The following is a 24769-nucleotide window of genomic DNA, read 5'->3' on the forward strand; positions in this document are numbered from 1 at the left end:
CACCACCCCGCCCCCTCCGGAGGTGAGCCGCCCATGACCCGGCTCGGCAGCAGCGTCGACACCCGCGATCCCGACCACCAGGCGCACCGGGCCGCCGCCCTGGAGCGCATCGCCGCCCTCGACGCCGAGCACGCCAAGGCCCTGGCGGGCGGCGGCGAGAAGTACACGGCCCGCCACCGGGCGCGCGGCAAGCTCCTCGCCCGGGAGCGGATCGAGCTGCTCCTCGATCCGGACACCCCGTTCCTGGAGCTGTCCCCGCTCGCGGCCTGGGGCAGCGACTACCCCGTCGGCGCTTCCATGATCACCGGCATCGGTACGGTCGAGGGCGTCGAGTGCCTGGTCACCGCCAACGATCCGACCGTGCGCGGCGGCGCCTCCAACCCCTGGACCCTCAAGAAGGCGCTGCGGGCCAACGAGATCGCCCACGCCAACCGGCTGCCCTGCATCAGCCTGGTCGAGTCGGGCGGCGCCGATCTCCCCTCCCAGAAGGAGATCTTCATCCCGGGCGGTGCGATCTTCCGCGACATCACCCGGCTGTCGGCCGCCGGGATCCCCACCGTCGCGGTCGTCTTCGGCAACTCCACGGCGGGCGGCGCCTACATCCCCGGCATGTCCGACCACACCGTGATGATCAAGGACCGGTCGAAGGTGTTCCTCGGTGGCCCGCCTCTGGTCAAGATGGCGACCGGCGAGGAGAGCGACGACGAGTCCCTCGGCGGCGCCGACATGCACGCCCGTACCTCGGGCCTCGCCGACTACTACGCCCTCGACGAGGAGGACGCGATCCGGCAGGCCCGCCGGATCGTGGCCCGGCTGAACCACCGCAAGGCGCACCCGGATCCGCCGAAGGCGCGGGAGCCGCTGCACGACGCCGAGGAGCTGCTCGGGATCGTCCCGGCCGACCTCAAGACCCCCTTCGACCCGCGCGAGGTCATCGCCCGGCTGGTCGACGGCTCCGACTTCGACGAGTTCAAGCCGCTGTACGGAACGAGCCTGGTCACCGGCTGGGCGAGTCTGCACGGCTACCCGGTCGGCATCCTCGCCAACGCCCAGGGCGTGCTGTTCAGCGCCGAGTCGCAGAAGGCCGCCCAGTTCATCCAGCTCGCCAACCAGCGCGACATTCCGCTGCTCTTCCTGCACAACACCACCGGCTACATGGTCGGCAAGGAGTACGAGCAGGGCGGGATCATCAAGCACGGCTCGATGATGATCAACGCTGTCTCCAACTCGAAGGTCCCGCACCTGTCCGTCCTGATCGGCGCCTCCTACGGGGCCGGGCACTACGGGATGTGCGGGCGCGCCTACGACCCCCGCTTCCTCTTCGCCTGGCCCGGCGCCAAGTCCGCCGTCATGGGTCCGCAGCAGCTCGCCGGGGTGCTGTCGATCGTGGCTCGCGCCTCGGCCGCCGCCAAGGGGCAGCCGTACGACGACGAGGCCGACGCCGGGATGCGCGCCTTCGTGGAGCAGCAGATCGAGGCGGAGTCCCTGCCGATGTTCCTGTCCGGGCGGCTGTACGACGACGGGGTCATCGACCCGCGCGACACCCGCACCATCCTCGGCCTGTGCCTGTCGGCCGTCCACAACGCCCCCGTCGAGGGCGCCCGCGGCGGCTTCGGCGTCTTCCGGATGTGAGCCCGCACATGAATCTCCACGCACTCAACCCACTCGACGCACTCGACCCGCGTCACCCGCTCACCTCAGTACTGGTCGCCAACCGCGGCGAGATCGCCGTGCGGATCTTCCGCAGCGCCCGCGCCCTGGGCCTGGCCACTGTCGCCGTGTACTCAGACCCCGACGACGGGGCGCTGCACGTCCGGGAGGCCGACGCGGCCGTCCGGCTGCCCGGGGCCGCGCCCGCCGATACCTACCTGCGCGGCGACCTGATCATCGCGGCCGCCCTCGCGGCGGGCGCCGACGCCGTCCACCCGGGCTACGGGTTCCTGTCCGAGAACGCCGCCTTCGCCCGTGCGGTGGAGGCCGCCGGCCTGGTGTGGATCGGGCCGCCGCCCGCGGCCATCGAGGCCATGGCCTCCAAGACCCGGGCCAAGGAGCTGATGCGGGCCGCCGGGGTGCCGCTGCTCGAACCGGTCGACCCCGCCCGTGCCGCGCCCGCCGACCTGCCCCTGCTCCTGAAGGCCGCCGCGGGCGGAGGCGGCCGGGGGATGCGGGTGGTCCGCGACCTCGACTCCCTGAAGGAGGAGCTGGAGGCCGCCCGCGCCGAGGCCCGTTCGGCCTTCGGTGACGACGAGGTCTTCGCCGAGCCCTACGTCGAGCGCGGCCGTCACGTGGAGGTGCAGGTCCTCGCCGACGCCCACGGCACGGTCTGGGCGCTGGGCACCCGCGACTGCTCGCTCCAGCGCCGCCACCAGAAGGTCATCGAGGAGGCTCCGGCGCCCGCCCTGCCGGAAAGCCTGCGCGAGAACCTGCACGAGGCGGCCGTCGCCGCCGCCCGCGCGGTGTCCTACCGGGGCGCGGGCACCGTCGAGTTCCTCGTCACCGCCGACGGGCGCCCGTACTTCCTGGAGATGAACACCCGCCTCCAGGTGGAACACCCCGTCACCGAAGCCGTCTTCGGCCTCGACCTGGTCGCCCTCCAACTGCGCATCGCCGAGGGCGAGGCGCTGTCCCTGGACCCGCCGCGCCCCGCCGGCCATGCCGTCGAGGCCCGGCTGTACGCGGAGGATCCGGCCCAGGACTGGCGCCCGCAGGCCGGAACCCTGCACACCCTGTCCCTCTCCGGGCCCGGGATCCGGGTCGACACCGGCTTCGCCGGGGGCGACACCGTCGGCGTGCACTACGACCCGATGCTGGCCAAGGTCATCGCGCACGCCCCCACCCGCGCCGAAGCCGTCCGCGCCCTCGCCCACGCCCTGGACCGGGCCCGGATCCACGGCCTCACCACCAATCGGGAGCTGCTCGTACGGTCCTTGCGGCACCCGGAGTTCGTCGCCGCCCGCCTCGACACCGGCTTCTACGACCGGTACCTGGGCGCCCTCACCGACGCCGCGCCGGACGCCGGGCTCTCCGCCCTGGCCGCCGCCCTCGCCGAGGCCGCCCCGGCGCCCGCCGCGCCGCTCGCCGTCCGGCTCGGCGGCTGGCGCAACGTACCCTCCCAGCCGCAGAGCCGGACCTACACCCACGCGGGCGCCACCCACGAGGTCCGCTACCGCCCGGCCCGCAGCGGGCCTCCCCAGCTCGTGGACCGGCCCGGGGTGCGCGTTCTGGCCGCCGAACCGGAGCGGGTGACCCTCGAAGTCGACGGCGTCCGAAGGCTGTTTCACGTGAAACACACATCGAACAGCCCCGAGGTGTACGTCGACTCCGCGCTCGGCGCGCACACCCTGACCCGGCTGCCCCGGTTCGCGGACCCCCAGGACCGCACCGAACCCGGCTCCCTGCTCGCCCCCATGCCCGGCACCGTCGTCCGGATCGCCGAGGGCCTCGCCCCCGGCTCCGCCGTCACCGCCGGGCAGCCCCTGCTCTGGCTGGAGGCCATGAAGATGGAGCACCGCATCGTCTCGCCCGCCTCCGGCACGCTCACCGCGCTCCACGCCGCCCTCGGCCGCCAGGTCGAATTCGGCGCCCTGCTCGCCGTAGTCCAGGAGGAACCGCCCGCATGAGCAACGTCGTTGTGACCCCCTCCGTTGTGGAATCCGAAGAACACCAGGCCCTGCGCGCGGCCGTCGCGGCCCTCGGGAAGCGCTACGGCCGCGACTACCTCGCCCGGATCGCCCGCGAGGGCCGCCACCCCGACGAGCTGTGGGCCGACGCCGCCAAGCTCGGCTACCTCGGGGTCAACCTGCCCGAGGAGTACGGCGGCGGAGGCGGCGGCATCGCCGAACTCTCCATAGTGCTGGAGGAACTCGGCGCCGCGGGCTGTCCGCTGCTGATGATGGTGGTCTCGCCCGCCATCTGCGGCACGGTCATCGCCCGCTTCGGCACCGAAGCCCAGAAGCGGGCCTGGCTCCCCGGCCTCGCCGACGGCAGCCGCACCATGGCCTTCGGCATCACCGAGCCCGAGGCCGGCTCCAACTCCCACCGCATCACCACCACCGCCCGCCGCGACGGCGAGGACTGGGTGCTGACCGGCCGCAAGGTCTTCATCTCGGGCGTGGACATCGCCGACGCCACCCTGATCGTCGGCCGCGCCGAGGACGCCCGCACCGGACGGCTCAAGCCCTGCCTGTTCATCGTGGAGCGCGACACCCCCGGCTTCACCCGCTCACTCATCGAGATGGAACTCCAGGCCGCCGAGAAGCAGTGGGAACTGGTCCTCGACGAGGTACGGCTGCCCGCCGACGCCCTGGTCGGCGACGAGGACGCGGGCCTGCTCCAGCTCTTCGCCGGACTCAACCCCGAACGCGTCATGACCGCCGCCTTCGCCATCGGCATGGGCCGCTACGCCCTCGCCAGGGCCGTCGACTACGCCAAGACCCGGCAGGTGTGGAAAGAGCCCATCGGCGCCCATCAGGCGGTGGCCCACCCCCTCGCCGCCGCCCACATCGAACTGGAGCTGGCCCGCCTGATGATGCAGAAGGCGGCCCACCTCTACGACGCCGGGGACGACATGGGCGCGGGAGAAGCAGCCAACATGGCCAAGTACGCTGCCGCCGAGGCCTGCGTGAAGGCGGTGGACCAGTCCGTCCACACCCTGGGCGGCAACGGCCTCACCCGCGAATACGGACTCGCCTCCCTCATCACCGCCTCCCGGGTGGCCCGCATCGCACCCGTCAGCCGCGAGATGATCCTCAACTTCGTCTCGCACCAGACCCTGGGCCTGCCCAAGTCGTACTAGCCCACCACGCAGAGGAACGGAAAGGGCCGGAGGAACGGACATGACCCCGCTCGTCGGATCCGCGCACGCCCGCGGCATCACCACCCTCACGCTCGACTCGCCCGCCAACCGCAACGCGCTCTCCGCGGAACTCGTCGGCGAGCTGCGCGCGGCCCTCGTCGCGGCGGGCGCGGACCCGGCGGTCCGGGCACTCGTCCTGACCCACACCGGCGGCACCTTCTGCGCCGGTGCCGACCTGAAGAACCCCTGCGCCCCCGGCGAGTTCCTGGCCCTGCTGCGGGAGCTGGCCGAGCTGGCGAAGCCGGTCGTCGCCCGGGTCACCGGGCACGTCCGGGCCGGGGGCCTGGGGGTGCTCGGCGCCTGCGACATCGCCGCCGCCGGGCCGGGGTCCACGTACGCCTTCACCGAGAGCCACCTGGGCCTGGCCCCGGCGGTGATCTCGATCCCGCTGCTGCCCCGGCTCGACCCGCGGGCCGCGGCGCGCTACTTCCTCACCGCCGAACGCTTCGGACCGGCCGAGGCCGCCCGCATCGGGCTGCTCACCCTGCACGCCGACGATGTCGACCAGGCCCTCGAACCGGTGCTCGCGGGTCTGCGCAGAGCCTCCCCGCAAGGGCTGGCCGAGTCGAAGGCGCTGGTCACCGCGCCGGTACGGGCGGCCCTGGACCGGGACGGGGAGCGACTGACCGGGCTGTCCGCGTCCCTGTTCGCCTCCGCCGAGGCCCGCGAGGGCATCACCGCCCTCTTCGAGCGCCGGGACCCGTCATGGACGTCGTGAGCGACGGGCAGCAGAGCGGCGCCCGCCAGAGCGGGTCGCGCCAGAGCGAGGGGCCCAAGCAGGCCCGTAGCCGGGTCACCCGCCGCCACCTCCTGGAGGCGGCCGTCTCCTGCCTGGCCGAACACGGCTGGGCGGGCTCCACCGTCGCCGTCGTCGCCGAGCGCGCCGGGGTCTCCCGGGGCGCGGCGCAGCACCACTTCCCGACCCGCGAGGCCTTGTTCACGGCCGCCGTCCAGTACGTCGCCGAGGAACGCTCCAGCGCTCTGCGCGAGCTGTTCCAGACGGGCCCGGCGCCGCGCGCCGAAGTGGTCCGGGCCGTGGTGGACCTGTACACGGGCGCCCTGTTCAGGGCCGCGCTCCAGCTGTGGGTGGCCGCCTCGAACGAGGAGCAGCTGCGGCCCCCGGTCACCGAGCTGGAGGCCCGGGTCGGCCGCGAGACCCACCGGATCGCCGTGGAACTGCTGGGCGCCGACGAGTCCGTGCCCGGGGTGCGGGAGACCGTCCAGGGCTTCCTGGACATGGCCCGCGGGCTGGGCCTGGCGAACGTCCTCACCGACGACACCGCCCGCCGGGCCCGGGTGGTCGCCCAGTGGGCGCTCATCCTGGACACCGCCCTGGCCCCCGCGCCGGCGGCCCCGGTCGGCGGCCCGTCCCCGGACCACTGACCGGCGGACGCGCCGAGGGCCCGGGCCGAACCGGGCCGACCGGGCGAGCCGCGTGACCGCGCCGACCGCGCCGACCGGGCGAACCCGGCCGACCGGGCCGGCCACCGCGCGCTCTACCCCGCGATGTCGGCGTACCCCTCGACCGCCTGCGGCTCCCGGGTGCCCGGGCCGATGTACCGCGCCGAGGGACGGACCAGGCGGCCCGTGCGCTTCTGCTCCAGGATGTGCGCCGACCAGCCCGCCGTACGGGCGCAGGTGAACATGGACGTGAACATGTGCGCCGGGACCTCCGCGAAGTCCAGCATGATCGCGGCCCAGAACTCCACGTTCGTCGCGAGCACCCGGTCGGGGCGCCGCGCGTGCAGCTCCTCCAGGGCGGCCTTCTCCAGCGCCGCCGCCACCTCGTAGCGCGGCGCGTCCAGCTCCTTGGCCGTACGGCGCAGCACGCGGGCGCGCGGGTCCTCGGCGCGGTAGACGCGGTGCCCGAAGCCCATCAGGCGTTCGCCCTTGTCCAGGGCCTTCTTCACGTACGCCACGGCGTCGCCGCTGCGCTCGATCTCCTCGATCATGCCCAGCACCCGGGAGGGCGCCCCGCCGTGCAGCGGGCCGGACATGGCGCCGACGGCCCCCGACAGGGCGGCCGCGACGTCGGCGCCCGTGGACGCGATGACCCGGGCGGTGAAGGTGGAGGCGTTCATGCCGTGCTCGGCGGCCGAGGTCCAGTACGCGTCGACGGCCTTGACGTGCTTGGGGTCGGGCTCGCCCCGCCAGCGGATCATGAACCGCTCGACGACCGAGTCGGCCTTGTCGATCTCGCTCTGCGGCACCATCGGCAGGCCCTGGCCGCGGGCGGACTGGGCGACGTACGACAGGGCCATCACGGCCGCGCGCGCCAGGTCGTCGCGGGCGGTCGCCTCGTCGATGTCGAGCAGCGGTTTGAGGCCCCACACGGGGGCCAGCATCGCGAGCGCGGACTGTACGTCGACGCGGATGTCCCCGGAGTGCACGGGGATCGGGAAGGGCTCGGCGGCGGGCAGGCCCGGGTTGAACGCACCGTCGACCAGCAGGCCCCACACGTTCCCGAAGGACACGTGACCGACCAGGTCTTCGATGTCGACGCCGCGGTAGCGGAGCGATCCGCCTTCCTTGTCGGGCTCGGCGATCTCGGTCTCGAACGCGACGACCCCTTCGAGTCCGGGTACGAAATCGGACATCAGGCGGCTCCTCATATAGATGCGAACACGCGCGGCTCCCGGCGTGATTCGCGGTCCGGCGCGGTCATCCCCGTTGATGCCCGGCGCGGCCGTTGGTCACCCTCCCGGGGACCCGCGTACCGGCCCCAAGATTTTGTCCGCTGGGGAAGGCCTGCGGAAGCGTGACATACGGCACACCCCGCGAAGTCGTCCTGCGGCAGGATGGCGGGGTGACAGACAAGGACCTTGACCCAGCCGTCATGCGGATGCAGTACCGCTCGGAGATCCTCGCCGAGGACACCCTCGCCGCGGACCCCATGGAACAGTTCGCGCAGTGGTTCCGCCAGACCGCCGACGCGGGCCTGTTCGAGCCGAACGCGATGATCGTCTCGACGGCGACGCCCGACGGACGGCCCAGCTCCCGCACGGTGCTGCTCAAGCGGTTCGACGAGCGAGGCTTCGTCTTCTTCACCAACTACGGCTCCCGCAAGGGCACGGAACTCGCCGCGAACCCGTACGCGAGCCTGCTCTTCCCCTGGCACCCGCTCGCCCGCCAGGTCCTGGTGAGCGGCAGCGCCGAGCGGATCGGCCGGGACGAGACCGCCGCGTACTTCCGCTCGCGGCCGCACGGTTCGCAGCTGGGCGCCTGGGCGAGCGAGCAGTCCCGGGTGATCGGCTCGCGCGCCGAGCTGGACCGGCGGTACGCGGAACTCGCCGAGCGCTATCCGGAGGGCGAGCAGGTGCCCGTACCGCCGGAGTGGGGCGGGGTGCGGGTCGTGCCGCGGGAGATGGAGTTCTGGCAGGGCCATGAGAACCGCCTGCACGACCGGCTGAGGTACGTCGGCGACGGCGCGACGTGGCGCGTGGAGCGCCTCTGCCCGTAGGGCCGCGGGCCGCGGGTACGCAGACGACCCGCGGGTACGCAGACGACCCGCGGGTACGCAGACGACCCGCGGGTACGCAGACGACCCGCGGGCTCGGGTTTCTCTCCTGCAGTGAGAGAAGCCGGCCGGACGTACCGGCGAGCCCGCGGGTCGGGTGACTGCTTGGGATGGGCGCCGGCGACTCCGTCGGCACACTGCACTACTGGGTGCGTACGACGACGGGCGCTAGCCCGCAGTCACCTCACGCGTCCGGTTACCAGACATTTCCGGAACCACCTCCCTTCTCGTGTACGGCAGAGCCTAGGACGACCTCCCGCGCGCCTCAACCGATTTATTCGGGGGGAATCCGCGGAATCCGGTGTGGGCTGCGTCACGTTCCAGTTCAATGATCTGACGTGCCGTACACGCGAACACCTGCAGGGGGTCCCAGGTGAGTGCTTTCGGACGGAACGAGACCACCGACGATCTGCTCGCCGCGCTGCTGGACGGGATGGACGCGGCACTCTGCGCGTTCGACGCCGACGGCGTGGTCACCCACTGGAACCGTGAGGCCGAACGGATCCTGGGCTGGTCGGCCGCCGAGGCGGTGGGCGGCGCGGATTCGCCGGATGGGCGGCGAGGGCCGCCGACGCGCAGGACGTCGAAGCCAGGCTGATGGCCGCGCAGCACGTGCCGGGACGGCAGGTGCACGAGTTCGCCCTGCTGACCAAGGACGGCGGGCGGGTGCTCGTACGGACCCAGTCGGCCGGAGTGCCGGGCGCGGACGGGAAACCGGCCGGGGTGTACTGCGCGTTCAGCGAGGTGCACGCGCAGATCGACCTGGAGCGGTCCATCGCGCTCAGCGAGGCGCTGATGGACGACGCCTCGTGGGGGGTGGTGCTGGTCGATGTGGACCTGCGGCCAGCCGTGGTCAACGCGCAGGCCGCGACCGCCTTCGGGTCCGGGCGCACCGTGCTGCTGGGACGGCCGCTCGGGGAGCTGCTCGCGGAGGGCGTGGAGGAGCTGGAGGGCGCGCTCCAGCACGTACTGGCCGAGGGGGCGCCGCCCGGGCCGGTGGAGCTGTGGGTGTCGGTACGGACGGCCGCGGGCGTACGTCGCCGCTGCTGGCGCAGCGGCTTCCTGAGGCTGGCCTCGCCGCTGGCGGAGGAGCCGGTGCCGCTGGGGGTCGGCTGGCTGTTCCAGGACATCACCGAGGCCCGGCAGGCGGAGCTGGACACCGCGCAGCTGCGGTTCCGCTCCCAGCAGCTGCACCGGTCGGGCCGGGCGGCGGGGGAGTGCGAGGACCCGGCGGAGGCGGCGTCGGTCCGGCTGGACTACGCGCTGGCCGGGTTCGCCGAGCACGCGCTGATCGACGTACTGGCGGCGGACGGGGTGCGCCTGGTCCGCTCGGCCGTGTCCCCGTCGGGGACCGTGCCCGCGCCGGGGACGATTCCGGTGCGCTACGAGCCGGGGCACCCGGCCTTCCAGGCGCTGGACCGGCTCGGCTCGGTCCGCACGAGCGCGCCGCGGGGGGCGGCGGCGCAGGGCTGGGCCCGGGCCCGCCAGTGGCCGGAGGGCGCGGCGCACGTGCTGTGCACGGTGATGCGGTGCCGGGGCCGGAGCGTGGGGATCCTGACGTTCCTGCGGGGCCCGTCGCGCCCGCCGTTCGACCGCGCGGACGCCGCGTACGCCGAAGAGGTCGCCTCCCGGGTGGCCGCCGACCTGCCTTTTCCCGAGTAGCTAGTGCTGTGGCCGGGAAGGTGTGCCGGGTCGCGGCGTCGGCCCGCAGCGGGCGGCACTAGTGGCGGAAGAAGATCCGGTCGCCGTACTCCTGCATCACGCGCCCGTTCCACTCGTGCCCGCCGTCGACGTTCCCCGACCGCAGCATCGGCGGCTCGACGCCCCGCGCGACGAGGTCACCGGCCGCCGCCGCCATCACGGCCTGCATGATCGCGCTGGTCACGACCGTCGACGCCGGGGCGAACGGCGCGTCGATCCCCGCCACGCTCAGCTCCGCGTCACCCACCGCGATCTTGCTGTCGAGGACGACGTCGCAGTGGTCCTTCAGGAAGGACCCCGAGGCGTGCCGCGAGCGGGTTTCCGTCGCGTACGCCACCGAGGTCACGCCGATCACCTTCATGCCGATCGCACGCGCGTTCATCGCCATCTCGACGGGCAGCGCGTTGCGCCCGGAGAGGGAGATGATCACGAGGACGTCGCCGTCGGCGGCCGGGCTGCTGTCCAGGACCGCCGCGGCCAGGCCGTCCACCCGCTCCAGCGCGCTGCCGAGCGTCGCGGGCATGACATCGATCCCGGCGGTGCCGGGAACGGCGAGGAAGTTCATCAGGGCGAGCCCGCCGGCCCGGTAGACCACGTCCATCGCGGGCAGCGAGGAGTGCCCGGCGCCGAAGGCGAAGAGCCGGTTGCCGGCCGCGACCGCCTCTGCGATCACCGAACCGGCCTCGGCGATACCGGACGACTCCTCGTCCCGCACCCGCTCCAGGAGGCCGATGGCGGCATCGAAGAACTGACCGGCCAGCTTGCTCTCGCTCATACGCCGAGGGCCCTTCCAGAGATGGGGTGCGTCCGTGTCCGCCGCTCACCGTGCGGTCTGGACCAAGGGCGTGTCAATACGAACGTCAATCCCATGAGGAGCGGCCCGCGGGAGCTTCCGCACCGGCCCTTGGCCTCCGGTACGGGACGGTTGTCGGCCGGATGCGTCAGAATTGAGTGCAGGGCCAGCGCACGATATCCCGAGGGGCACGAATGTCCGGACTGATCGATACCACGGAGATGTATCTCCGCACCATCCTCGAGCTGGAAGAGGAAGGTGTGGTCCCCATGCGCGCCCGGATCGCAGAGCGGCTCGATCAGAGCGGCCCGACGGTCAGCCAGACGGTGGCGCGCATGGAGCGTGACGGCCTGGTGGCCGTCGCCAGTGACCGGCACCTGGAGCTGACGGAGGAAGGGCGGCGGCTGGCCACGCGCGTGATGCGCAAGCACCGGCTGGCCGAGTGTCTCCTCGTCGACGTCATCGGGCTCGAATGGGAGCATGTGCACGCCGAGGCCTGCCGCTGGGAGCACGTGATGAGCGAAGCGGTGGAGCGGCGGGTGCTGGAGCTGCTGCGTCACCCGACCGAGTCGCCGTACGGAAACCCGATCCCGGGTCTGGAGGAGCTGGGCGAGAAGGCCGAGGCGGACCCGTTCCTCGACGAGGGCATGGTGAGCCTGGCGGAGCTGGATCCGGGCGCCGAGGGCAAGACCGTGGTCGTGCGCCGGATCGGTGAGCCGATCCAGACGGACGCGCAGCTCATGTACACGCTGCGGCGGGCGGGCGTACAGCCCGGCTCGGTGGTCAGCGTGACGGAGTCGCCGGGCGGGGTCCTGGTCGGCAGTGGCGGCGAGGCCGCCGAGCTGGAGTCGGAGGTCGCCTCGCACGTGTTCGTGGCCAAGCGGTGACGGAGTGGTCCCGGCGCCTCGCGGCGCCGGGACCGGTCCTCCCCTGTGTGACCTGGAGCCCCGAGCTCTCAAGGTCATCCCCACGGACCGTCTTCCCCGAGCGGCCCGCCTCCCGTTGAAGATCTCCCCTCGGCAGCGCCGGCCAATCCTTGAGCAAGGTCATTCGAAAGAGTGGTGTTGTCGTCGAGAAGCCTGTCTTCGAATGCGGGTTCGATAGTCTGGTGGGGAGCGAAGGGGGTGCATCTGCGGTGGTACAGCGCTTCGATGTAACGGGGTCCGACGGCGTACGCCTGGCCGCCTGGGAGTTCCGGGAGCACGCCCCCGCGGACGTCCCGGGCCCGCGTGAGGCCCTGGACTCCGGCGCGGCGTCCGGGGCGGGCTCGGAGCCGGGGCCGGATCCCGGCTCGGGTCCTGGTGTGCTCTTACTCCACGGGCTGATGGGCCGGGCCTTCCACTGGGCCGGCACCGCCCGCTGGCTCGCCGAGCGGCGCCGCGTGGTCGCCCTCGACCAGCGGGGTCACGGGCAGAGCGAGCGCCCGGAGCACGGCCCGTACACGCGTGAGGCCTTCGTGGCCGACGCCGAGGCCGCGGTCGAGCAGCTCGGCCTGGGCCCCGTCATCCTGATCGGCCACTCCATGGGCGCGCTCACCGCCTGGCAGCTCGCCGCCCGACGCCCCGACCTCGTCCGGGCCCTGGTCATCTGCGACATGCGTGCCTCCGCCCTCGGCGCGGCCTCGCAGCAGGAGTGGGAGGAATGGTTCCACCACTGGCCCCTGCCGTTCCCCACCCAGGACGCCGCCCGCCGCTGGTTCGGCGAGGACGACCCCCGGGTGGAACGCCCGGACCCCGGGCGCGGAGCCTTCTTCGCCGAGGTGATGCAGCAGACGGCCGACGGCTGGCGTCCCGTGTTCTCCCGCCAGCAGATGCTCACCGCCCGGGAGACCTGGGTCCACGACGCGCACTGGGAGGAACTGGCGCTGGTGCGCTGCCCGACGCTGGTGGTCCGCGGCCTGGACGGCGAACTGGGGCGGGCCGAAGCACAGGAGATGGTCCGCGTACTGCCCGCCGGGGAGTACGCGGAGATCGCCGACGCCGGCCACTACCTGCACTACGACCAGCCAACGGCCTGGCGCGCCGCCCTGGAACCCTTCCTGGACGCCCTGAAGACCCCGGCCCGTTGACCCACCCAGCCCGCCACCCCGGGTCAGCCCGGGGCGGCGGGGCCGGCGGCTCAGCCCTTGCTGACCGCCGTCAGGATTTCCGGGAGGCGGCGGGAGACCGTGGGGGCGGACAGGCGCAGGCCCGCCCAGGTGGCCAGGGTGCCCCAGGCGGCGCCCAGGGGGAGGAGGAGCCACAGGGCGCTCTGCGGGCCCGAGACGTGGAGCCAGATCGTCAGCGCGATCAGCGGCGCGCACAGCAGGGCCGAGGCCAGCATGCCGCCGAAGATGCCCATCCAGGCGAGGCCGGCCTGGCCGGGGGCGACGTTCTTGAACGCGCCGTCGGTCGGGATGGAGTACGGGAACCGCGCCGAAGCCAGCGCCCCCGAGCACAGCATCGCGCCCAGCAGGGCCAGGGCCAGGCCCAGTACCTCCGGCAGCGCGGCCCAGTCGCCCACCATCGCCGCCGTCACCACGGTCACGAGCACCGTGTACGGGACGGTGATCAGGGCCAGCGTGAAGGCTCGGGCGCGCAGCTCGGCGTAGGCGTCCCGCGGGGTCGAGATGGTCTGGGCGACCATCCAGAATGCCGAGGTGTCCTGCCCGAACTGGTTGTACATCTGTACGCCCAGCATCCCCGCGCCGAAGCAGGCGAGGTACACCGAGCCCTGCCCCTGGAGCGCGTTGGCGACCGGGATGATCAGGCCGACGGCCAGCGAACTCACCCACGCCGACTTCATCTTGGGGTCGCGGACGATGTAGCGCAGGGTGCGCTGCATGACCGCGCCCGTACGGCCGTCGGGCAGCAGCGACCACACCCCCGACGTGCCCTCGCCCCGGCCCTTCTTCGGCTCGGCCGCCGCGATGGTCGAGCCGTCCGGGGTGACCATCAGCTTGGTCAGGCCGCGCTCCCAGAACCACAGCAGCAGCGCGATCGCCCCGACGGTCAGGACGAGCTGCGCCGCGGCGACGGCGTACGAGCCCCGGCTGACCGAGTCCACCATGCCGACGGCGGTGGCGGGCGGCAGCCAGCGCACCACGGCCTCGGCGGGTTCCAGCGTGCTCAGGCCGCCCGCCTGGGACAGCCGCTGGCTGGCGAAGTTGGCGACCTGGGCGCCGATCGCGATCAGCAGGCCGCTGAGCAGCGCCAGGTCACGGCCCTTGCGGCTGGTCAGCAGCCGGACGTTGGCGGTGGCCACGACCCGCGCCAGGACCACGCAGCCGAGCAGCAGCAGCGGCACCCCGAGGACGGCCGCGACCGCGCCCGCCGGGCCCTGGGCCACCGCGACCACCGAGCCGACGGCCAGACAGAGCGTGAAGAGCGGCCCGATCCCGACGAGCGAGGAGGCCAGCAGGGCCCGTACGAGCGGCCGGGGCCGCAGCGGCAGCATCACCAGTCGGGTCGGGTCGAGGGTCTCGTCCCCGCTGGGGAAGAACAGCGGCATCACGGACCAGAGCAGGGCCAGGATCGCGGCGAGCAGCACGACGACGGTGCCCGCGTGCGCGTTGCCGTGCAGCACCGCCAGGCCGATCATCTGGAGCACGCCGACGCCGAGCGCCAGGACCAGCGTGCTGAGGTAGGCGAACTTCCGCTTCGACGAGCCCTTGAGGCCGTTGCGCAGCAGCGACAGCTTGAGCCGGACGAAGACGGGCGTGAGCGAGACCTGAACGGTCCCGGTGGCCGCACCCGCCGCACCCGTCACTCCGGGCCCACCCGCCGCGCCCGTCGCACCGGGCCCACCCGCCGCACCGGGCGGGCTGGACGCCGTACCCGCGCTCACCGGGACGCCGTTCCGCCGCCGAGCCAGTCCAGCGAGTCGCCGGCGTCGTGCCCCTGCGCGCCGACCAGCTGGAGGAAGGCGTCCTGCAGGCTGGGCGCGCCGCCGCGTACGTCGGCCAGCGGGCCCGCCGCGCGGATCTGCCCGGCCGCCATCACCGCGACCCAGTCGCACAGCGACTCGACGAGCTCCATCACGTGGGAGGAGAACACCACGGTGGCCCCGGACGCGGTGTAACGTTCCAGCACCTTTCGGATGGTCTGCGCCGATACCGGGTCCACGCCCTCGAACGGCTCGTCCAGAAAGAGCACTTCGGGGTTGTGTAGCAGCGCCGCGGCCAGCCCGATCTTCTTGCGCATGCCGGTCGAGTAGTCGACGACCAGCTTGTGCTGCGAGCCCGCCAGGTCCAGGACGTCCAGCAGCTGCGTCGCGCGCTTGTCGGTCTCGTCGCCCGGCAGCCCCCGCAACCGGCCCATGTACCCGAGCAGTTCCCGGCCCGACAGCCGCTCGAAGAGCCGCAGGCCCTCCGGCAGCACCCCGATCCGGGACTTCACCTGAACCGGGTCCTGCCATACGTCATGTCCGGCGACCTCCACCCGGCCCTGGTCCGGGCGCAGCAGCCCGGTCACCATCGACAAGGTGGTCGTCTTTCCGGCCCCGTTGGGCCCGACCAGACCGATGAACTGCCCCGCGGGCAGTTCCAGATCGATCCCGCGGACCGCGATCTGATCGCCGAACCGCTTCCACAAACCTTGAATCCGTACGGCGGGGGCGGCAACCGATGCCCTGTCCCCCGTCGCGCATGCCTGGTCCGGCATCGCGCCCTGCCTCTCGTTCTGTCCCCGTGGGTCGCGGATCACCTTACGAGGACAGGCGGTGGCAGCCGTAGAGCCGAATGTACCGAGCCGAATGTACGGAGCCCGACGTACGGAGCCCGACGTACGGAGCCCGACGTACCGGAGGGCGCGTCCTTCAGCCGCGCCGGGCCCGGGCCGCCGCCGCCTCGCGCCCGCACGCGTAGGCGAGCGCGTCGATCAGCTCCTCGGTGTCGGGCAGCCAGCGGTTCGCCGGCGTGGGCCGCCGCACCCACTGCACCTGACCCCGGCCGCCGTACCGGGTGGGCGGGGCGGCGACGTAGTCCCCCTCGCCGCGCGCGACCAGGTCCAGGGAGGCGGGCTGCCAGCCCAGCTTGCGCAGCAGGTCGGGGAGCTTGGCCCCGGCGCCCGGCAGGACGAAGAACTGCATCCGCCGGTCGGGGGCCGCGGTGACGGGCCCGATGGTGAGCCCGAGGCGCTCCAGCCGGGCCAGCGCCAGGAAGCCGGACACCTCGGGCACGTCGATCGCGTCGAAGGTCCGGCCGGTCGGCAGCAGGATCGAGGCCCCCGGGCTGCGGGACCAGAGCTGGCGCACGCGCACCGCACTGCCGGAGGCCAGCGCCGCCCACTCCTTCACCGAGGGGTGTGCGCCCGGCCTCTCGCAGGCCTCGACCCCGCAGGAACACACCTCCCGGCCGTCCCCGGGCTCCAGCCAGGTACCCGCGAACACGTCCCAGTGCCGCTCTTCCGCGTACCGCACGGCATGGTCCAGCAGCAGTTCACCGCGCTGCTGGGGGATGGGCGCGGTCTCCGTGACTCCGATGGTCTCTTCCACGACCATCACAACTCCCGCTGTCACGGGGAGTTACGGGCGTAAACCCGCCGGTCGAGGGAGCATCGATCCTGCACGTGGGGCGCACCGGTGCATGGGCGGGGGCGCGCGGGGGACCGGGGGCCGGGGGGTGGGTAACGACAACTGGCAGCAGCCGGAGAGCTGCGGTCCCTCACCCACGTGACGACTGGGTACGAGTAGGTACGACTCACCATGTTCCGGGTGGCGTTCCGCATTCTTCGCACATCAGCCGGGAAGTGATCATAAGCACGATCACCCGCGGCCAGCAGGGGGTTTTCTCATGGCAGCCAGGCCTCTCGTCGCCCGCCAGCCGAACGAACGGTTGCAGGCACTCATCCAGGAAGCCGGTTGCTCCAACGCCGGCCTCGCCCGTCGCGTCAACATGTGCGGCGCGGAACACGGCCTCGATCTCCGCTACGACAAGACGTCCGTGGCCCGCTGGCTGCGTGGACAGCAGCCGCGCGGCCGGGCTCCGGGGATCATCGCCGAGGCCCTCGGCCGCAAACTCGGCCGGACCGTCACCATCGACGAGATCGGCATGGCCAACGGCAAGAACCTCGCCTCGGGCGTCGGCCTCCAGTTCTCCCCGACCGTCATCGGCGCCATCGAGCAGGTCTGCGAACTGTGGCGCAGCGACGTGGGCCGCCGGGACTTCCTGTCCGGTTCGACGGTGGCGTCCTCCGCGCTCGTCGAGCCCAGCCGCGACTGGCTGATCACCGGGGCCGACGCCCAGGTGGCCCGTACGGGCGGCTCGCGCGTCGGGATGTCCGACGTCGAGGCGGTACGGGCCACCACCGACGCCCTGACCGAGCTCGACCACCGCTTCGGCAGCGGGCACGTGCGGCCCGTGGTCGTGCACTACCTCAACAGCGTGGTGTCGGGGCTGATCGGTGGCTCCTACCGGGAGCCCGTGGGCCGGGCGCTCTTCGCGGCCGTGGCCCGGCTCACCGAACTCGCCGGCTACATGGCGGTGGACACCGGGCAGCCCGGGCTCGCCCAGCGCTACTACATCCAGGCCCTGCGCCTGGCCCAGGCGGCGGGCGACCGCGCGTACGGCGGCTACGTACTGGCCGCGTCCATGAGTCACCTCGCGGCCGAGCTGGGCAATCCCCGGGAGATCGCCCAGCTCGCGCGGGCCGCGCAGGAGGGGACGCGCGGGCAGGTCACCCCGCGCGCGGAGGCCATGTTCTACGCGGCCGAGGCGCGCGGGCACGCGCTGCTGGGCGACGCCCGGGCCACGGCGGTGCTGTCCTCGCGGGCCGTGACCGCGCTGGAGCGCGCCGAGCCGGAGTCCGGGGACGACCCGGTGTGGATCCAGCACTTCAACGAGGCGTACCTCGCCGACGAGCTGGCCCACTGCCACCGCGACCTGGGGCAGGCGGACGCCGCCGGGCGGCGGGCGGCGGAGGCGTTGCGGGCGCTGCCGCAGACCAAGGCCCGCAGGCGGGCCATCGGGATGCTGCTCCTGGCGACCTCGCAGGTGCAGCGGCGGGAGATCGAACAGGGCTGCCACACGGCCGCCCAAGCCGTCGAGCTCCTGGCGGGACTGCGCTCGAACCGGGGCTCGGCCTACCTGGACGACTTCCGGGCGCGGCTGGATCCGTACCGGGAGGAAGCGGCGGTAAGGGAGTTCAGCGCACGGCTGGAGACCCAGGTGGCGTGACGGACACGGGGGGTGACCGGGTAGCGTGACCGACGGTTCCGTAGGTTCGGACGGTCGGAGAAGGAGTCCCGGTGACGCAGAGCGGACAAGGCGGCGACTCGCGGCACCCCGCGGAGCCCCCCGCGCACGAGCCCCCCGCGCACGAGCCCCCCGCGCACGAGCCCCCCGTGTACGGGTACGGCTACCCGCCCCAGGACGTGCCGCCGCCCGGCCACGTCCTGGGACCGGGGTACGAGGGCCCCGGCGCCCCGCACGGCTACGGCTACCCGCCGCTGCCGGACGCGGAGACCCAGTACATCCCGCCGGTCCCGGCGCACCCGGGCCCGGTGGAGGCGCCGACGCAGTACATACCGCCGGTACCGGCCGCTCCGGGGCACATGGAGGCGCCGACGCAGTACATACCGCCGGTACCGGCCGCTCCGGGGCACATGGAGGCGGCGACCCAGTACATCCCGCCCGTGCCGGCCGGGCCCGGTCCCGGTCCCGTGCCCGGGATGAACGAGGCGGCGACGCAGTACATACCGCCGGTCCAGCCGGGCCCGCCGGACGTGTTCGACGGGCTCTTCCGCGGCGAGGGCCAGACCAATGGCCAGGGCCACGACTACGGCGACGACCAGGGGCACACGCAGGTGCTGCCGCCCGTCCAGGAGCCGGTGCGCAGCCAGGCGCCGCCGCCCGCGCCCCCGTTCCAGCAGCGCCGCCCGAAGCCGCAGCCGCAGTTCCAGCAGCCCCAGCAGTTCCAGCAGGGACCGCCCCCGCAGTTCCAGCACGCCCAGCGGCAGGCGCCGTTCCAGCCGGGCCAGCAGTTCCAGCCCCCGCCGCCTCCGCCGGAGGAGACCGGGCGCAAGGTGTCGCCCGCGGTCATCGCGGCCGCCGTGGTCGCGCTCGCCGTGGTCGGGCTGGGGGTGGGGTCCCTGCTCGGTGACGGCAAGGCCCAGAACAACGACCCGGCGGCGGTGGACACCCCGAGCAAGCCCGCCGGTTCCGGTTCGGCTTCGCCCCCGGCGGACGAGGCGCCGGTGGACCCGGCGCGGGGTCAGGCCGTACAGCTCGACAAGGTGCTCGCGGACAGCAACGACAGCCGGGCGACGGTGATCCGCGCCGTGGACGACGTCAAGAGCTGCAAGAACCTCGCCCAGGCGGCCGCCGACCTGCGTGACGCGGCCCGCAAGCGCGAGGAGCTGGTCACCAAGCTGGAGGAGCTGAAGACCGACAAGCTGCCCGACAACGCGAAGCTGACCGCGGCCCTCAGCAAGGCCTGGAAGGCGTCGGGTTCGGCGGACCAGTACTACGCGTCCTGGGCGGACGAGGCCGCGGGCGACCGCAAGACCTGCAAGGACGGCAAGGACGGCAAGGCAAAGGTGACCACCAACGCCAACGAGGCCAACAAGGCCAGCGGCGAGGCCACCAAGGCCAAGGAGTCGGCCGCGACCATGTGGAACAAGATCGCGGCCCAGTACAGCCTAACGAAACGGGACAAGTCGCAGCTCTGACGGCTCTGCGCAGACTCCAACGGCTCCGAACGGCTCCGAACGGCTCTGAGCGGCTCCGAGCCGAGCTAGCTGGAGCGGGGAGCCTGTTCCAGGGTCGGGATCATGTCCGTGGTGGCCTCGCCGGGCTGCGCGACGAGTCGGCCTTCCTGGACGATCTGGAAGGTGACCCTCCCGTTCACGATGCGGGGGAAGCCGCCGACGGCCCGCATGTCCTGGTAGCGCCAGCTCAGGTCGGGGGTGAGGCCGCCCGTCGTGACGCCCGTGGAGTGGTTGAGGGCGCGGGCGATCGTCCGCGCCGTGACGTCCTCGTCCTTGCCGAGGCGCTTCACGACCTCGGCGAGGACGGAGTAGGCGATCCAGGTGGTCTGGGTGCCGGTGTCGTCCGGGTTGACCCGGTCGTCGCCGAAGGCGTTCTCGGCGATCACCTTGCGCATCGGCTGCCAGAGCGGGTCGCCCGAGACCGGGTACCAGCTGGTGACGTAGGCGCCCTCGAACTGGCTCTCCCGGCCCCCGGTGCGGTCCACCAGGGACTGGCTGACACTGCCGAGCACGGAGGAGAGCTGCGGCTTCTTCGCGTCGGTGTCCAGGCGCCGGAAGGAGTCGAAGAACGTCTCGGTGCGCTCGCCGAGGACGGCCGCCACGCACCCCTTCTCCGCTGCCGCCCCGGTCTTGTCCTTGCCCTTGGCCTTGCCCGCCTCGGCCAGCGCCTCGCGGGCCTGGTCGGCGTAGTTTCCGGAGTCCTCGGGCGCGCGGACGTCGGCGGCCTCGCGCTGCGGTTTGACCGCCTTGAACCCCGCGTTGAGCAGGATGGGCATGGAATCGCCCGCGAGCGTGTCCGGCCGTACGAGGGCCACGTCGTCGCAGGCCTTGGCGAGCTGGCGCCCGGCTCCGGCGAGGAGCACCGGCTGGCCGCCGTTGACGGGGTAGGACAGGGTGCTCTGGAACTCCTCGGCGGAGACGCCGTAGCCGCCGATGAAGGGGATGCCCTCGGCTTCCAGCGGGGCCATGAAGGCCCGCCCGTACTGGCTGTACGAGCCGACGACGGCCACCGCCTTCGCGTTGATGGCCTGCCGGGCGCAGTCGGCGGCGCCGGTGGCGGTGTTGTGCTCGTTGCAGGTCAGGACGTGGAGCTTGTGGCCGTTGATGCCGCCCTTGGCGTTGATCCAGCGCTCGTAGGCCTTGGCCATGGCGGGCATGCCGCCCATGTTGGTGGCCTTGGTGCCCTCGGGGGCCCAGGTCATGACGGTGAGGGTGGCCCCGGAGCCCCCCGTGGCTCCGGGGAACAGACCGCAGCCGCCGAGCAGACACGCGCCCGCCACCGTGCTCGCCGCCGTGGTCACCGCCCTGGTGATCGCCCTGGTCAGGGGCGCGCGGGGGCGGGGGTGAGTGGGGGTGCCGGATGCGTGTCGCCAGTCGGTCATGGCCAGCAACACTTCCGCCTCGCGGGGAACTGAAGTGTGAGGTATCCACAACACACGGTGACACCGAGGTGAATACCGGGGGGACCGGCGGGCTGGGGGCGGGGCGCGAGGCAGGGGAACGTACGATCGAAAGCGTGACATTCGCCCAAGGTTCGAAGAACTCTTCCCGCCGCGGCGGCCGCTCCTCCACCATGGGCGGCATGCCCCTCAACGACATGCCGTGGTGGCGCTGGCGCAGCAACGTGCGCTCGGCTCTGCACATGCTTTCCGACCCCGCCTTCCAGGAGGACACCTGGCTGGCGGGCCTCGAAGGCCATGGGGACGTCACCGACGCCGTCTACCGGCTGGTCGAGGACACCTGGCTCGACAACTGGTCCGCCGACAAGTACGTCGGCACGATATTCCGCGACGCGCAGGAGGCGGCCCTCGTGGACCTCGCCGTCCTGCGGGTGCTGCGGATCCTGCACCAGGTGGGCCCGGACGCCCCCGTCTCCGTCTACCTGGAGCACCACGCCTGGCCCGAGGCGGTCCGCGCGGCGCGCGAGGCGCACGTACGGCTGTCGGTGGCCGACGGGGACGATCCGGACGCGCGGCCCCGCTCGCTGGAGGTCCTGCGGATCCTCACCCGGTCCGCCTGAGGCGGCGCGCGTGCCGGGGCCCGGTGCGCATGTGAAAGTCTTTGCGGTCATGAGCGACGACCCGCAGCAGAACGAGCCCCAGCAGTACGTCCTGACCCTGTCCTGCCCGGACAAGCAGGGCATTGTGCACGCCGTGTCCAGTTACCTGTTCATGACCGGGTGCAACATCGAGGACAGCCGTCAGTTCGGCGACCACGACACGGGCCTGTTCTTCATGCGGGTCCACTTCTCGGCGACGCCGCCGGTGACGGTCGAGAAGCTGCGGGCCAGTTTCGCGGCCATCGGCGACTCGTTCCGGATGGACTGGCAGATCCACCGCTCGGACGAGCGGATGCGGATCGTGCTGATGGTGTCGAAGTTCGGGCACTGCCTGAACGACCTGCTGTTCCGCTCGCGGATCGGGGCGCTGCCGGTCGAGATCGCGGCCGTGGTCTCCAACCACACCGACTTCGCCGAGCTGGTCGGCTCGTACGACGTGCCGTTCGTGCACATTCCGGTGACCAAGGACACGAAGGCGGAGGCGGAGGCGCAGCTGCTGGAGCTGGTGCGGACGCGCAACGTCGAGCTGGTGGTGCTCGCGCGGTACATGCAGGTGCTGTCGGACACCCTGTGCAGGGAACTGAGCGGGCGGATCATCAACATCCACCACTCGTTCCTGCCCAGCTTCAAGGGCGCGAAGCCGTACCACCAGGCGCACGCGCGGGGCGTGAAGCTGATCGGAGCCACCGCGCACTACGTGACGGCCGACCTCGACGAGGGGCCGATCATCGAGCAGGAGGTCGAGCGGGTGGGGCACGAGGTGACGCCGGACCAGCTGGTGGCGGTGGGGCGGGACGTGGAGTGCCAGGCGCTGGCGCGGGCCGTGAAGTGGCACAGCGAACACCGGGTCCTCCTGAACGGCACCCGCACGGTCGTCTTCGCCTGACCCCTCGCCCCGCCCCTGGGCCGCCCGTGTCCGTGGCCGCGCCGGCATCCGGCCTCCGGCCGGGGCATATCCAGCCTCGCCGGCGTTTGAGGCGCGGGTCCGGGCGGCGCCCGGGGCGGGCCGCCAGGGCCGTTTCCCTCGCGGGAGCCGCCGGGGTGCTGCCCCGGCCCCGCGCCTCACGCGCCGGCGGGGCTGAGGGGGGCCGGCGGGGCTGGATGGGGGCCGGCGGGGGGCTAGAGGCGGCTCAAGGCGGCGGTGGCCGTGAGGACGTCTCGGATCGCTTCGCGGTCTCCGTGCTGGCCCGCCGCCGCTTCCTCCGGGGAGATGTGCCCGGCGGCCAACTGACAGAACTCCACCCCGTCCAGCGCGATCCGCGCCACCGTCCGCTCCGCCGAGGTCGCCGCCGCCGGGGAGTCCAGTGCGATGTCCCAGCCGCCCCCGCCCGCGCCCTCGATCTCCAGGTGCAAGGTCCGCCCCGGCGCCCCGGCCGCGGCCAGGTGGCGGGACGGGGTCGCGAGCCCGGCCCGTCGGCGGCCCGCCAGCGCGCCCGGGAGCAGCCGCGCCGCCAGGTCGATCATGCGGTGCAGGTGCACCCCGGTCGGCGCGTCGTACGGGTAGTCCACCGCCTCCGCGATGTCCCACGCGTGCACCCAGCACTCGAAGGCCCGCTCCAGGAACGCGTCACCCAGCGGCAGCTCGAAGTCCCCGTACCCCACGGCCAGTTCGGCCACCCCCCGCCCCGCGAAGGAAACGGTCCGCACCAGCGTGTGGCCCTGTTCCCGCCACGGGTCGCGGACCTGCCGGGTGACCGGGTGCCGGGAGGAGCTCCAGAAGTGCTCGGTGCGCCCGGTCGGTCCCGGCGGCGCGTCGGGGCCGAGCGGGTCGTCGAGCCCGAGCGCCGTCGCGATCAGCCCGTCGACCGTCAGCAGGTGTCCGATCACCCCCGCCACCGTGGTCCGCCGGGTCTGGCGGCGTTCGTTCTCGAACCACTTCAGCCGTACCGGCGTATGCCATTCCGCGTCGCCGAAGTCCCGTAGCAGCGCGTCCAGGCGCGCGGTCTCGGTGTCGTACGGGGCCGCCCACACCGGCACCGGGATCCGGGCCGGGCGTTTGCCCAGGCAGTCCTCCAGGACCCGGGACCGCAGCAGCGGTTTCAGGTCGAGGCTCTCCTCGGGGTGCAGCAGCCCCACCGCGTCCCGCAGCCGCAGCGCCTCGTCGGCGCAGGGCGCGCACTCGGTGAGGTGGTCCTCGACGGCCTGGGTCTCCTCCGGCGAGCAGGCCGCCAGCGCCCACGCGCCGAGCAGCGACTTCAGCACGGCGTGGGAGAGGACGGGCGGCGGTCCGCACGCCACGGGAGCCGGAGTCGGGACGGGCTCCGCGACGGGCGCCGGTGGGAGATGGTCGTAGTCGTCGGCCGCACCGCGCGGCCCCGGTATCCAGGTGCCGCCGAGCCCTTGCTCGTCGTACCCGTCGTCGTAACCGTCGTACTCGTCATCGGGTGACTCGGCGGGGCCGTTCATCGGCTGCTTCCGTATCCGGGCGCGGAGGGGTCTTCCAACGGGTGCTGGTGGGCGGTCGACAGCAGCTGGAGGCCGAGCCGCAGCCGTCGACGCGCCTCGTCCTCGCTGATCTGAAGGTCGGCGGCGGCCTGCCGGTAGTCGCGCCGCTTGAAGTACGCCAGTTCCAGCGCGGCCCGCAGCGGCGCGGGCATGGAGGTGACGATGTAGTCGGCGCGGGCCGCGGCGTTGGCACTGCGGACCTTCTGTTCCAGTTCCTCGCGGGAGCCGCGCCCCAGTTCGGCCTGGCGCAGCCGGGCGACGGCCTGGCCCTGCGTGATCCGGGCGACCCAGGAGCGCAGGGAGCCCTGCTTGGGGTCGTAGGCGTCCGGGTTCTCCCAGATGTAGCCGAAGACCTCGCGGGTGATCCGGTCCGCGGCGTTCTCGTCGCGTAGCACCCGGTGGGCGAGGCCGTGGACGAGTGACGCGAATCGGTCGTACAACTCTCCGAGCGCGGCTGCCTCACCGCGCGCGAGCCGCTGCTGCATCCGGCGGTCCCAGCGAGGTGGTGCGTCCTTCGCCATCGTGCCCCCCAGCCGTGTGTCGACTCCTTGAATGTAGTGGGCATATGGCCAAAGGTGCCTCATGTGCGGGAAGCCCGCAACGGAAGCACACCCTCCGTGATATGGGAGCCGACGCGGTGTCATGGGCGGCCGGGGCGGACCGAAGCGAACGGGCGCGGCGAAACATGGCACGTCTGTACGCGCCCCGGCGCGC

Annotated in this window: 20 protein-coding genes and 1 pseudogene; 13 read left to right on the forward strand and 8 right to left on the reverse strand. The window is 72.9% G+C overall.

Annotated elements, in window-relative coordinates; genetic code table 11:
* Positions 1-33: 33 nt before the first annotated feature.
* Genes QMF80_RS33355 through QMF80_RS33375 form a run of 5 tightly spaced genes read left to right on the forward strand, consistent with a single transcriptional unit; the run spans position 34 to position 6238 of the window.
* Positions 34-1632 (forward strand): acyl-CoA carboxylase subunit beta, encoded by a 1599-nt coding sequence (locus QMF80_RS33355; protein WP_283460318.1) that lies wholly within the window; start codon positions 34-36, stop codon positions 1630-1632.
* Positions 1633-1640: 8 nt separating this feature from the next.
* A complete protein-coding gene (locus QMF80_RS33360) occupies positions 1641-3620 on the forward strand; it encodes an ATP-binding protein (RefSeq protein WP_283460268.1) in 1980 nt (659 codons plus the stop codon).
* Positions 3617-4795 (forward strand): acyl-CoA dehydrogenase family protein, encoded by a 1179-nt coding sequence (locus QMF80_RS33365; protein WP_283460270.1) that lies wholly within the window; start codon positions 3617-3619, stop codon positions 4793-4795. The genes QMF80_RS33360 and QMF80_RS33365 overlap by 4 nt, the downstream gene beginning before the upstream one ends.
* Positions 4796-4835: 40 nt before the next feature.
* Complete coding sequence (locus QMF80_RS33370) at positions 4836-5573, forward strand: enoyl-CoA hydratase family protein (RefSeq protein ID WP_283460272.1); 738 nt, start codon at positions 4836-4838, stop codon at positions 5571-5573.
* The gene (locus tag QMF80_RS33375; RefSeq protein WP_283460275.1) at positions 5561-6238 is read left to right on the forward strand and encodes a TetR/AcrR family transcriptional regulator; all 678 of its coding nucleotides are present in this window, start codon (positions 5561-5563) and stop codon (positions 6236-6238) included. The genes QMF80_RS33370 and QMF80_RS33375 overlap by 13 nt, the downstream gene beginning before the upstream one ends.
* Before the next feature lie 113 nt (positions 6239-6351).
* On the opposite strand, the gene QMF80_RS33380 is transcribed toward QMF80_RS33375, so the two are convergent.
* Positions 6352-7452, reverse strand: coding sequence for a citrate synthase 2 (locus tag QMF80_RS33380; RefSeq protein WP_283460278.1), 1101 nt, complete (start codon positions 7450-7452; stop codon positions 6352-6354).
* A gap of 239 nt (positions 7453-7691) precedes the next feature.
* Between QMF80_RS33380 and pdxH the strand changes: the two genes are divergently transcribed.
* Complete coding sequence (gene pdxH, locus QMF80_RS33385) at positions 7692-8315, forward strand: pyridoxamine 5'-phosphate oxidase (RefSeq protein WP_283460320.1); 624 nt, start codon at positions 7692-7694, stop codon at positions 8313-8315.
* A 490-nt stretch (positions 8316-8805) separates the two neighbouring features.
* A pseudogene (locus QMF80_RS33390) lies at positions 8806-10034 on the forward strand (PAS domain-containing protein).
* A 58-nt stretch (positions 10035-10092) separates the two neighbouring features.
* Here QMF80_RS33390 and QMF80_RS33395 read toward each other — a convergent pair.
* Positions 10093-10848, reverse strand: a complete 756-nt coding sequence (locus QMF80_RS33395; RefSeq protein ID WP_283460280.1) for an SIS domain-containing protein — start codon at positions 10846-10848, stop codon at positions 10093-10095.
* 212 nt (positions 10849-11060) lie between these two features.
* On the opposite strand from QMF80_RS33395, the gene QMF80_RS33400 reads away from it, so the two are divergent.
* Both QMF80_RS33400 and QMF80_RS33405 read left to right on the forward strand, forming a co-directional pair.
* Positions 11061-11753 (forward strand): iron-dependent transcriptional repressor DtxR, encoded by a 693-nt coding sequence (locus tag QMF80_RS33400; protein ID WP_283460281.1) that lies wholly within the window; start codon positions 11061-11063, stop codon positions 11751-11753.
* Between the two features lie 248 nt (positions 11754-12001).
* A complete protein-coding gene (locus tag QMF80_RS33405; RefSeq protein ID WP_283460283.1) occupies positions 12002-12934 on the forward strand; it encodes an alpha/beta fold hydrolase in 933 nt (310 codons plus the stop codon).
* Positions 12935-12984: 50 nt separating this feature from the next.
* On the opposite strand, the gene QMF80_RS33410 is transcribed toward QMF80_RS33405, so the two are convergent.
* The 3 genes from QMF80_RS33410 to QMF80_RS33420 all read right to left on the reverse strand — a co-directional run bounded on the left by QMF80_RS33410 (position 12985) and on the right by QMF80_RS33420 (position 16347).
* Positions 12985-14613 (reverse strand): transporter, encoded by a 1629-nt coding sequence (locus QMF80_RS33410; RefSeq protein WP_283460285.1) that lies wholly within the window; start codon positions 14611-14613, stop codon positions 12985-12987.
* A 74-nt stretch (positions 14614-14687) separates the two neighbouring features.
* Positions 14688-15506: an ABC transporter ATP-binding protein gene (locus QMF80_RS33415; protein ID WP_283460287.1), complete on the reverse strand. Its 819-nt coding sequence runs from the start codon at positions 15504-15506 to the stop codon at positions 14688-14690.
* Positions 15507-15660: 154 nt separating this feature from the next.
* On the reverse strand, positions 15661-16347 hold the full coding sequence (locus QMF80_RS33420) for a bifunctional DNA primase/polymerase (RefSeq protein WP_283460321.1): 687 nt from the start codon (positions 16345-16347) through the stop codon (positions 15661-15663).
* A gap of 289 nt (positions 16348-16636) precedes the next feature.
* Here QMF80_RS33420 and QMF80_RS33425 point away from each other — a divergent pair, with 289 nt between their 5' ends.
* Together QMF80_RS33425 and QMF80_RS33430 are read left to right on the forward strand one after the other, a co-directional pair.
* On the forward strand, positions 16637-18019 hold the full coding sequence (locus tag QMF80_RS33425; RefSeq protein ID WP_283460288.1) for an NsdA family TPR-like regulatory protein: 1383 nt from the start codon (positions 16637-16639) through the stop codon (positions 18017-18019).
* 71 nt (positions 18020-18090) lie between these two features.
* Positions 18091-19512, forward strand: a complete 1422-nt coding sequence (locus QMF80_RS33430) for a hypothetical protein (RefSeq protein WP_283460290.1) — start codon at positions 18091-18093, stop codon at positions 19510-19512.
* Positions 19513-19577: 65 nt separating this feature from the next.
* Here the strand turns inward: QMF80_RS33430 and QMF80_RS33435 are convergent, their stop codons facing one another.
* Positions 19578-20933 (reverse strand): ABC transporter substrate-binding protein, encoded by a 1356-nt coding sequence (locus QMF80_RS33435; RefSeq protein ID WP_283460292.1) that lies wholly within the window; start codon positions 20931-20933, stop codon positions 19578-19580.
* A 191-nt stretch (positions 20934-21124) separates the two neighbouring features.
* Between QMF80_RS33435 and QMF80_RS33440 the strand changes: the two genes are divergently transcribed.
* Entirely contained in the window at positions 21125-21571 is a 447-nt protein-coding gene (locus tag QMF80_RS33440) for an SCO4402 family protein (protein WP_283460323.1), read from the forward strand.
* 49 nt (positions 21572-21620) lie between these two features.
* Positions 21621-22496 (forward strand): formyltetrahydrofolate deformylase, encoded by an 876-nt coding sequence (gene purU, locus QMF80_RS33445; protein ID WP_283460294.1) that lies wholly within the window; start codon positions 21621-21623, stop codon positions 22494-22496.
* Positions 22497-22729: 233 nt separating this feature from the next.
* Here the strand turns inward: purU and QMF80_RS33450 are convergent, their stop codons facing one another.
* Complete coding sequence (locus tag QMF80_RS33450; RefSeq protein ID WP_283460296.1) at positions 22730-24016, reverse strand: maleylpyruvate isomerase N-terminal domain-containing protein; 1287 nt, start codon at positions 24014-24016, stop codon at positions 22730-22732.
* Positions 24013-24576 carry a sigma-70 family RNA polymerase sigma factor gene (locus tag QMF80_RS33455; RefSeq protein WP_283460297.1) on the reverse strand — a complete coding sequence of 188 codons (564 nt, stop codon included), beginning with the start codon at positions 24574-24576 and terminating at the stop codon, positions 24013-24015. Before QMF80_RS33455 ends, QMF80_RS33450 begins: the two co-directional genes overlap by 4 nt.
* Between the last annotated feature and the right edge of the window lie 193 nt (positions 24577-24769).

It is taken from the genome of Streptomyces sp. G-G2 (genome assembly GCF_030063135.1).
Classification (GTDB): domain Bacteria; phylum Actinomycetota; class Actinomycetes; order Streptomycetales; family Streptomycetaceae; genus Streptomyces.

Bases quoted from the DNA above. Each gene is read 5' to 3' on its own strand.
- QMF80_RS33355 (WP_283460318.1), top strand. From the start codon at position 34: ATGACCCGGCTCGGCAGCAGCGTCGACACCCGCGATCCCGACCACCAG.
- QMF80_RS33360 (WP_283460268.1), top strand. From the start codon at position 1,641: ATGAATCTCCACGCACTCAACCCACTCGACGCACTCGACCCGCGTCAC.
- QMF80_RS33365 (WP_283460270.1), top strand. From the start codon at position 3,617: ATGAGCAACGTCGTTGTGACCCCCTCCGTTGTGGAATCCGAAGAACAC.
- QMF80_RS33370 (WP_283460272.1), top strand. From the start codon at position 4,836: ATGACCCCGCTCGTCGGATCCGCGCACGCCCGCGGCATCACCACCCTC.
- QMF80_RS33375 (WP_283460275.1), top strand. From the start codon at position 5,561: ATGGACGTCGTGAGCGACGGGCAGCAGAGCGGCGCCCGCCAGAGCGGG.
- QMF80_RS33380 (WP_283460278.1), bottom strand. From the start codon at position 7,452: ATGTCCGATTTCGTACCCGGACTCGAAGGGGTCGTCGCGTTCGAGACC.
- pdxH (WP_283460320.1), top strand. From the start codon at position 7,692: ATGCGGATGCAGTACCGCTCGGAGATCCTCGCCGAGGACACCCTCGCC.
- QMF80_RS33395 (WP_283460280.1), bottom strand. From the start codon at position 10,848: ATGAGCGAGAGCAAGCTGGCCGGTCAGTTCTTCGATGCCGCCATCGGC.
- QMF80_RS33400 (WP_283460281.1), top strand. From the start codon at position 11,061: ATGTCCGGACTGATCGATACCACGGAGATGTATCTCCGCACCATCCTC.
- QMF80_RS33415 (WP_283460287.1), bottom strand. From the start codon at position 15,506: ATGCCGGACCAGGCATGCGCGACGGGGGACAGGGCATCGGTTGCCGCC.
- QMF80_RS33425 (WP_283460288.1), top strand. From the start codon at position 16,637: ATGGCAGCCAGGCCTCTCGTCGCCCGCCAGCCGAACGAACGGTTGCAG.
- QMF80_RS33435 (WP_283460292.1), bottom strand. From the start codon at position 20,933: ATGACCGACTGGCGACACGCATCCGGCACCCCCACTCACCCCCGCCCC.
- QMF80_RS33440 (WP_283460323.1), top strand. From the start codon at position 21,125: ATGGGCGGCATGCCCCTCAACGACATGCCGTGGTGGCGCTGGCGCAGC.
- purU (WP_283460294.1), top strand. From the start codon at position 21,621: ATGAGCGACGACCCGCAGCAGAACGAGCCCCAGCAGTACGTCCTGACC.
- QMF80_RS33450 (WP_283460296.1), bottom strand. From the start codon at position 24,016: ATGAACGGCCCCGCCGAGTCACCCGATGACGAGTACGACGGTTACGAC.
- QMF80_RS33455 (WP_283460297.1), bottom strand. From the start codon at position 24,576: ATGGCGAAGGACGCACCACCTCGCTGGGACCGCCGGATGCAGCAGCGG.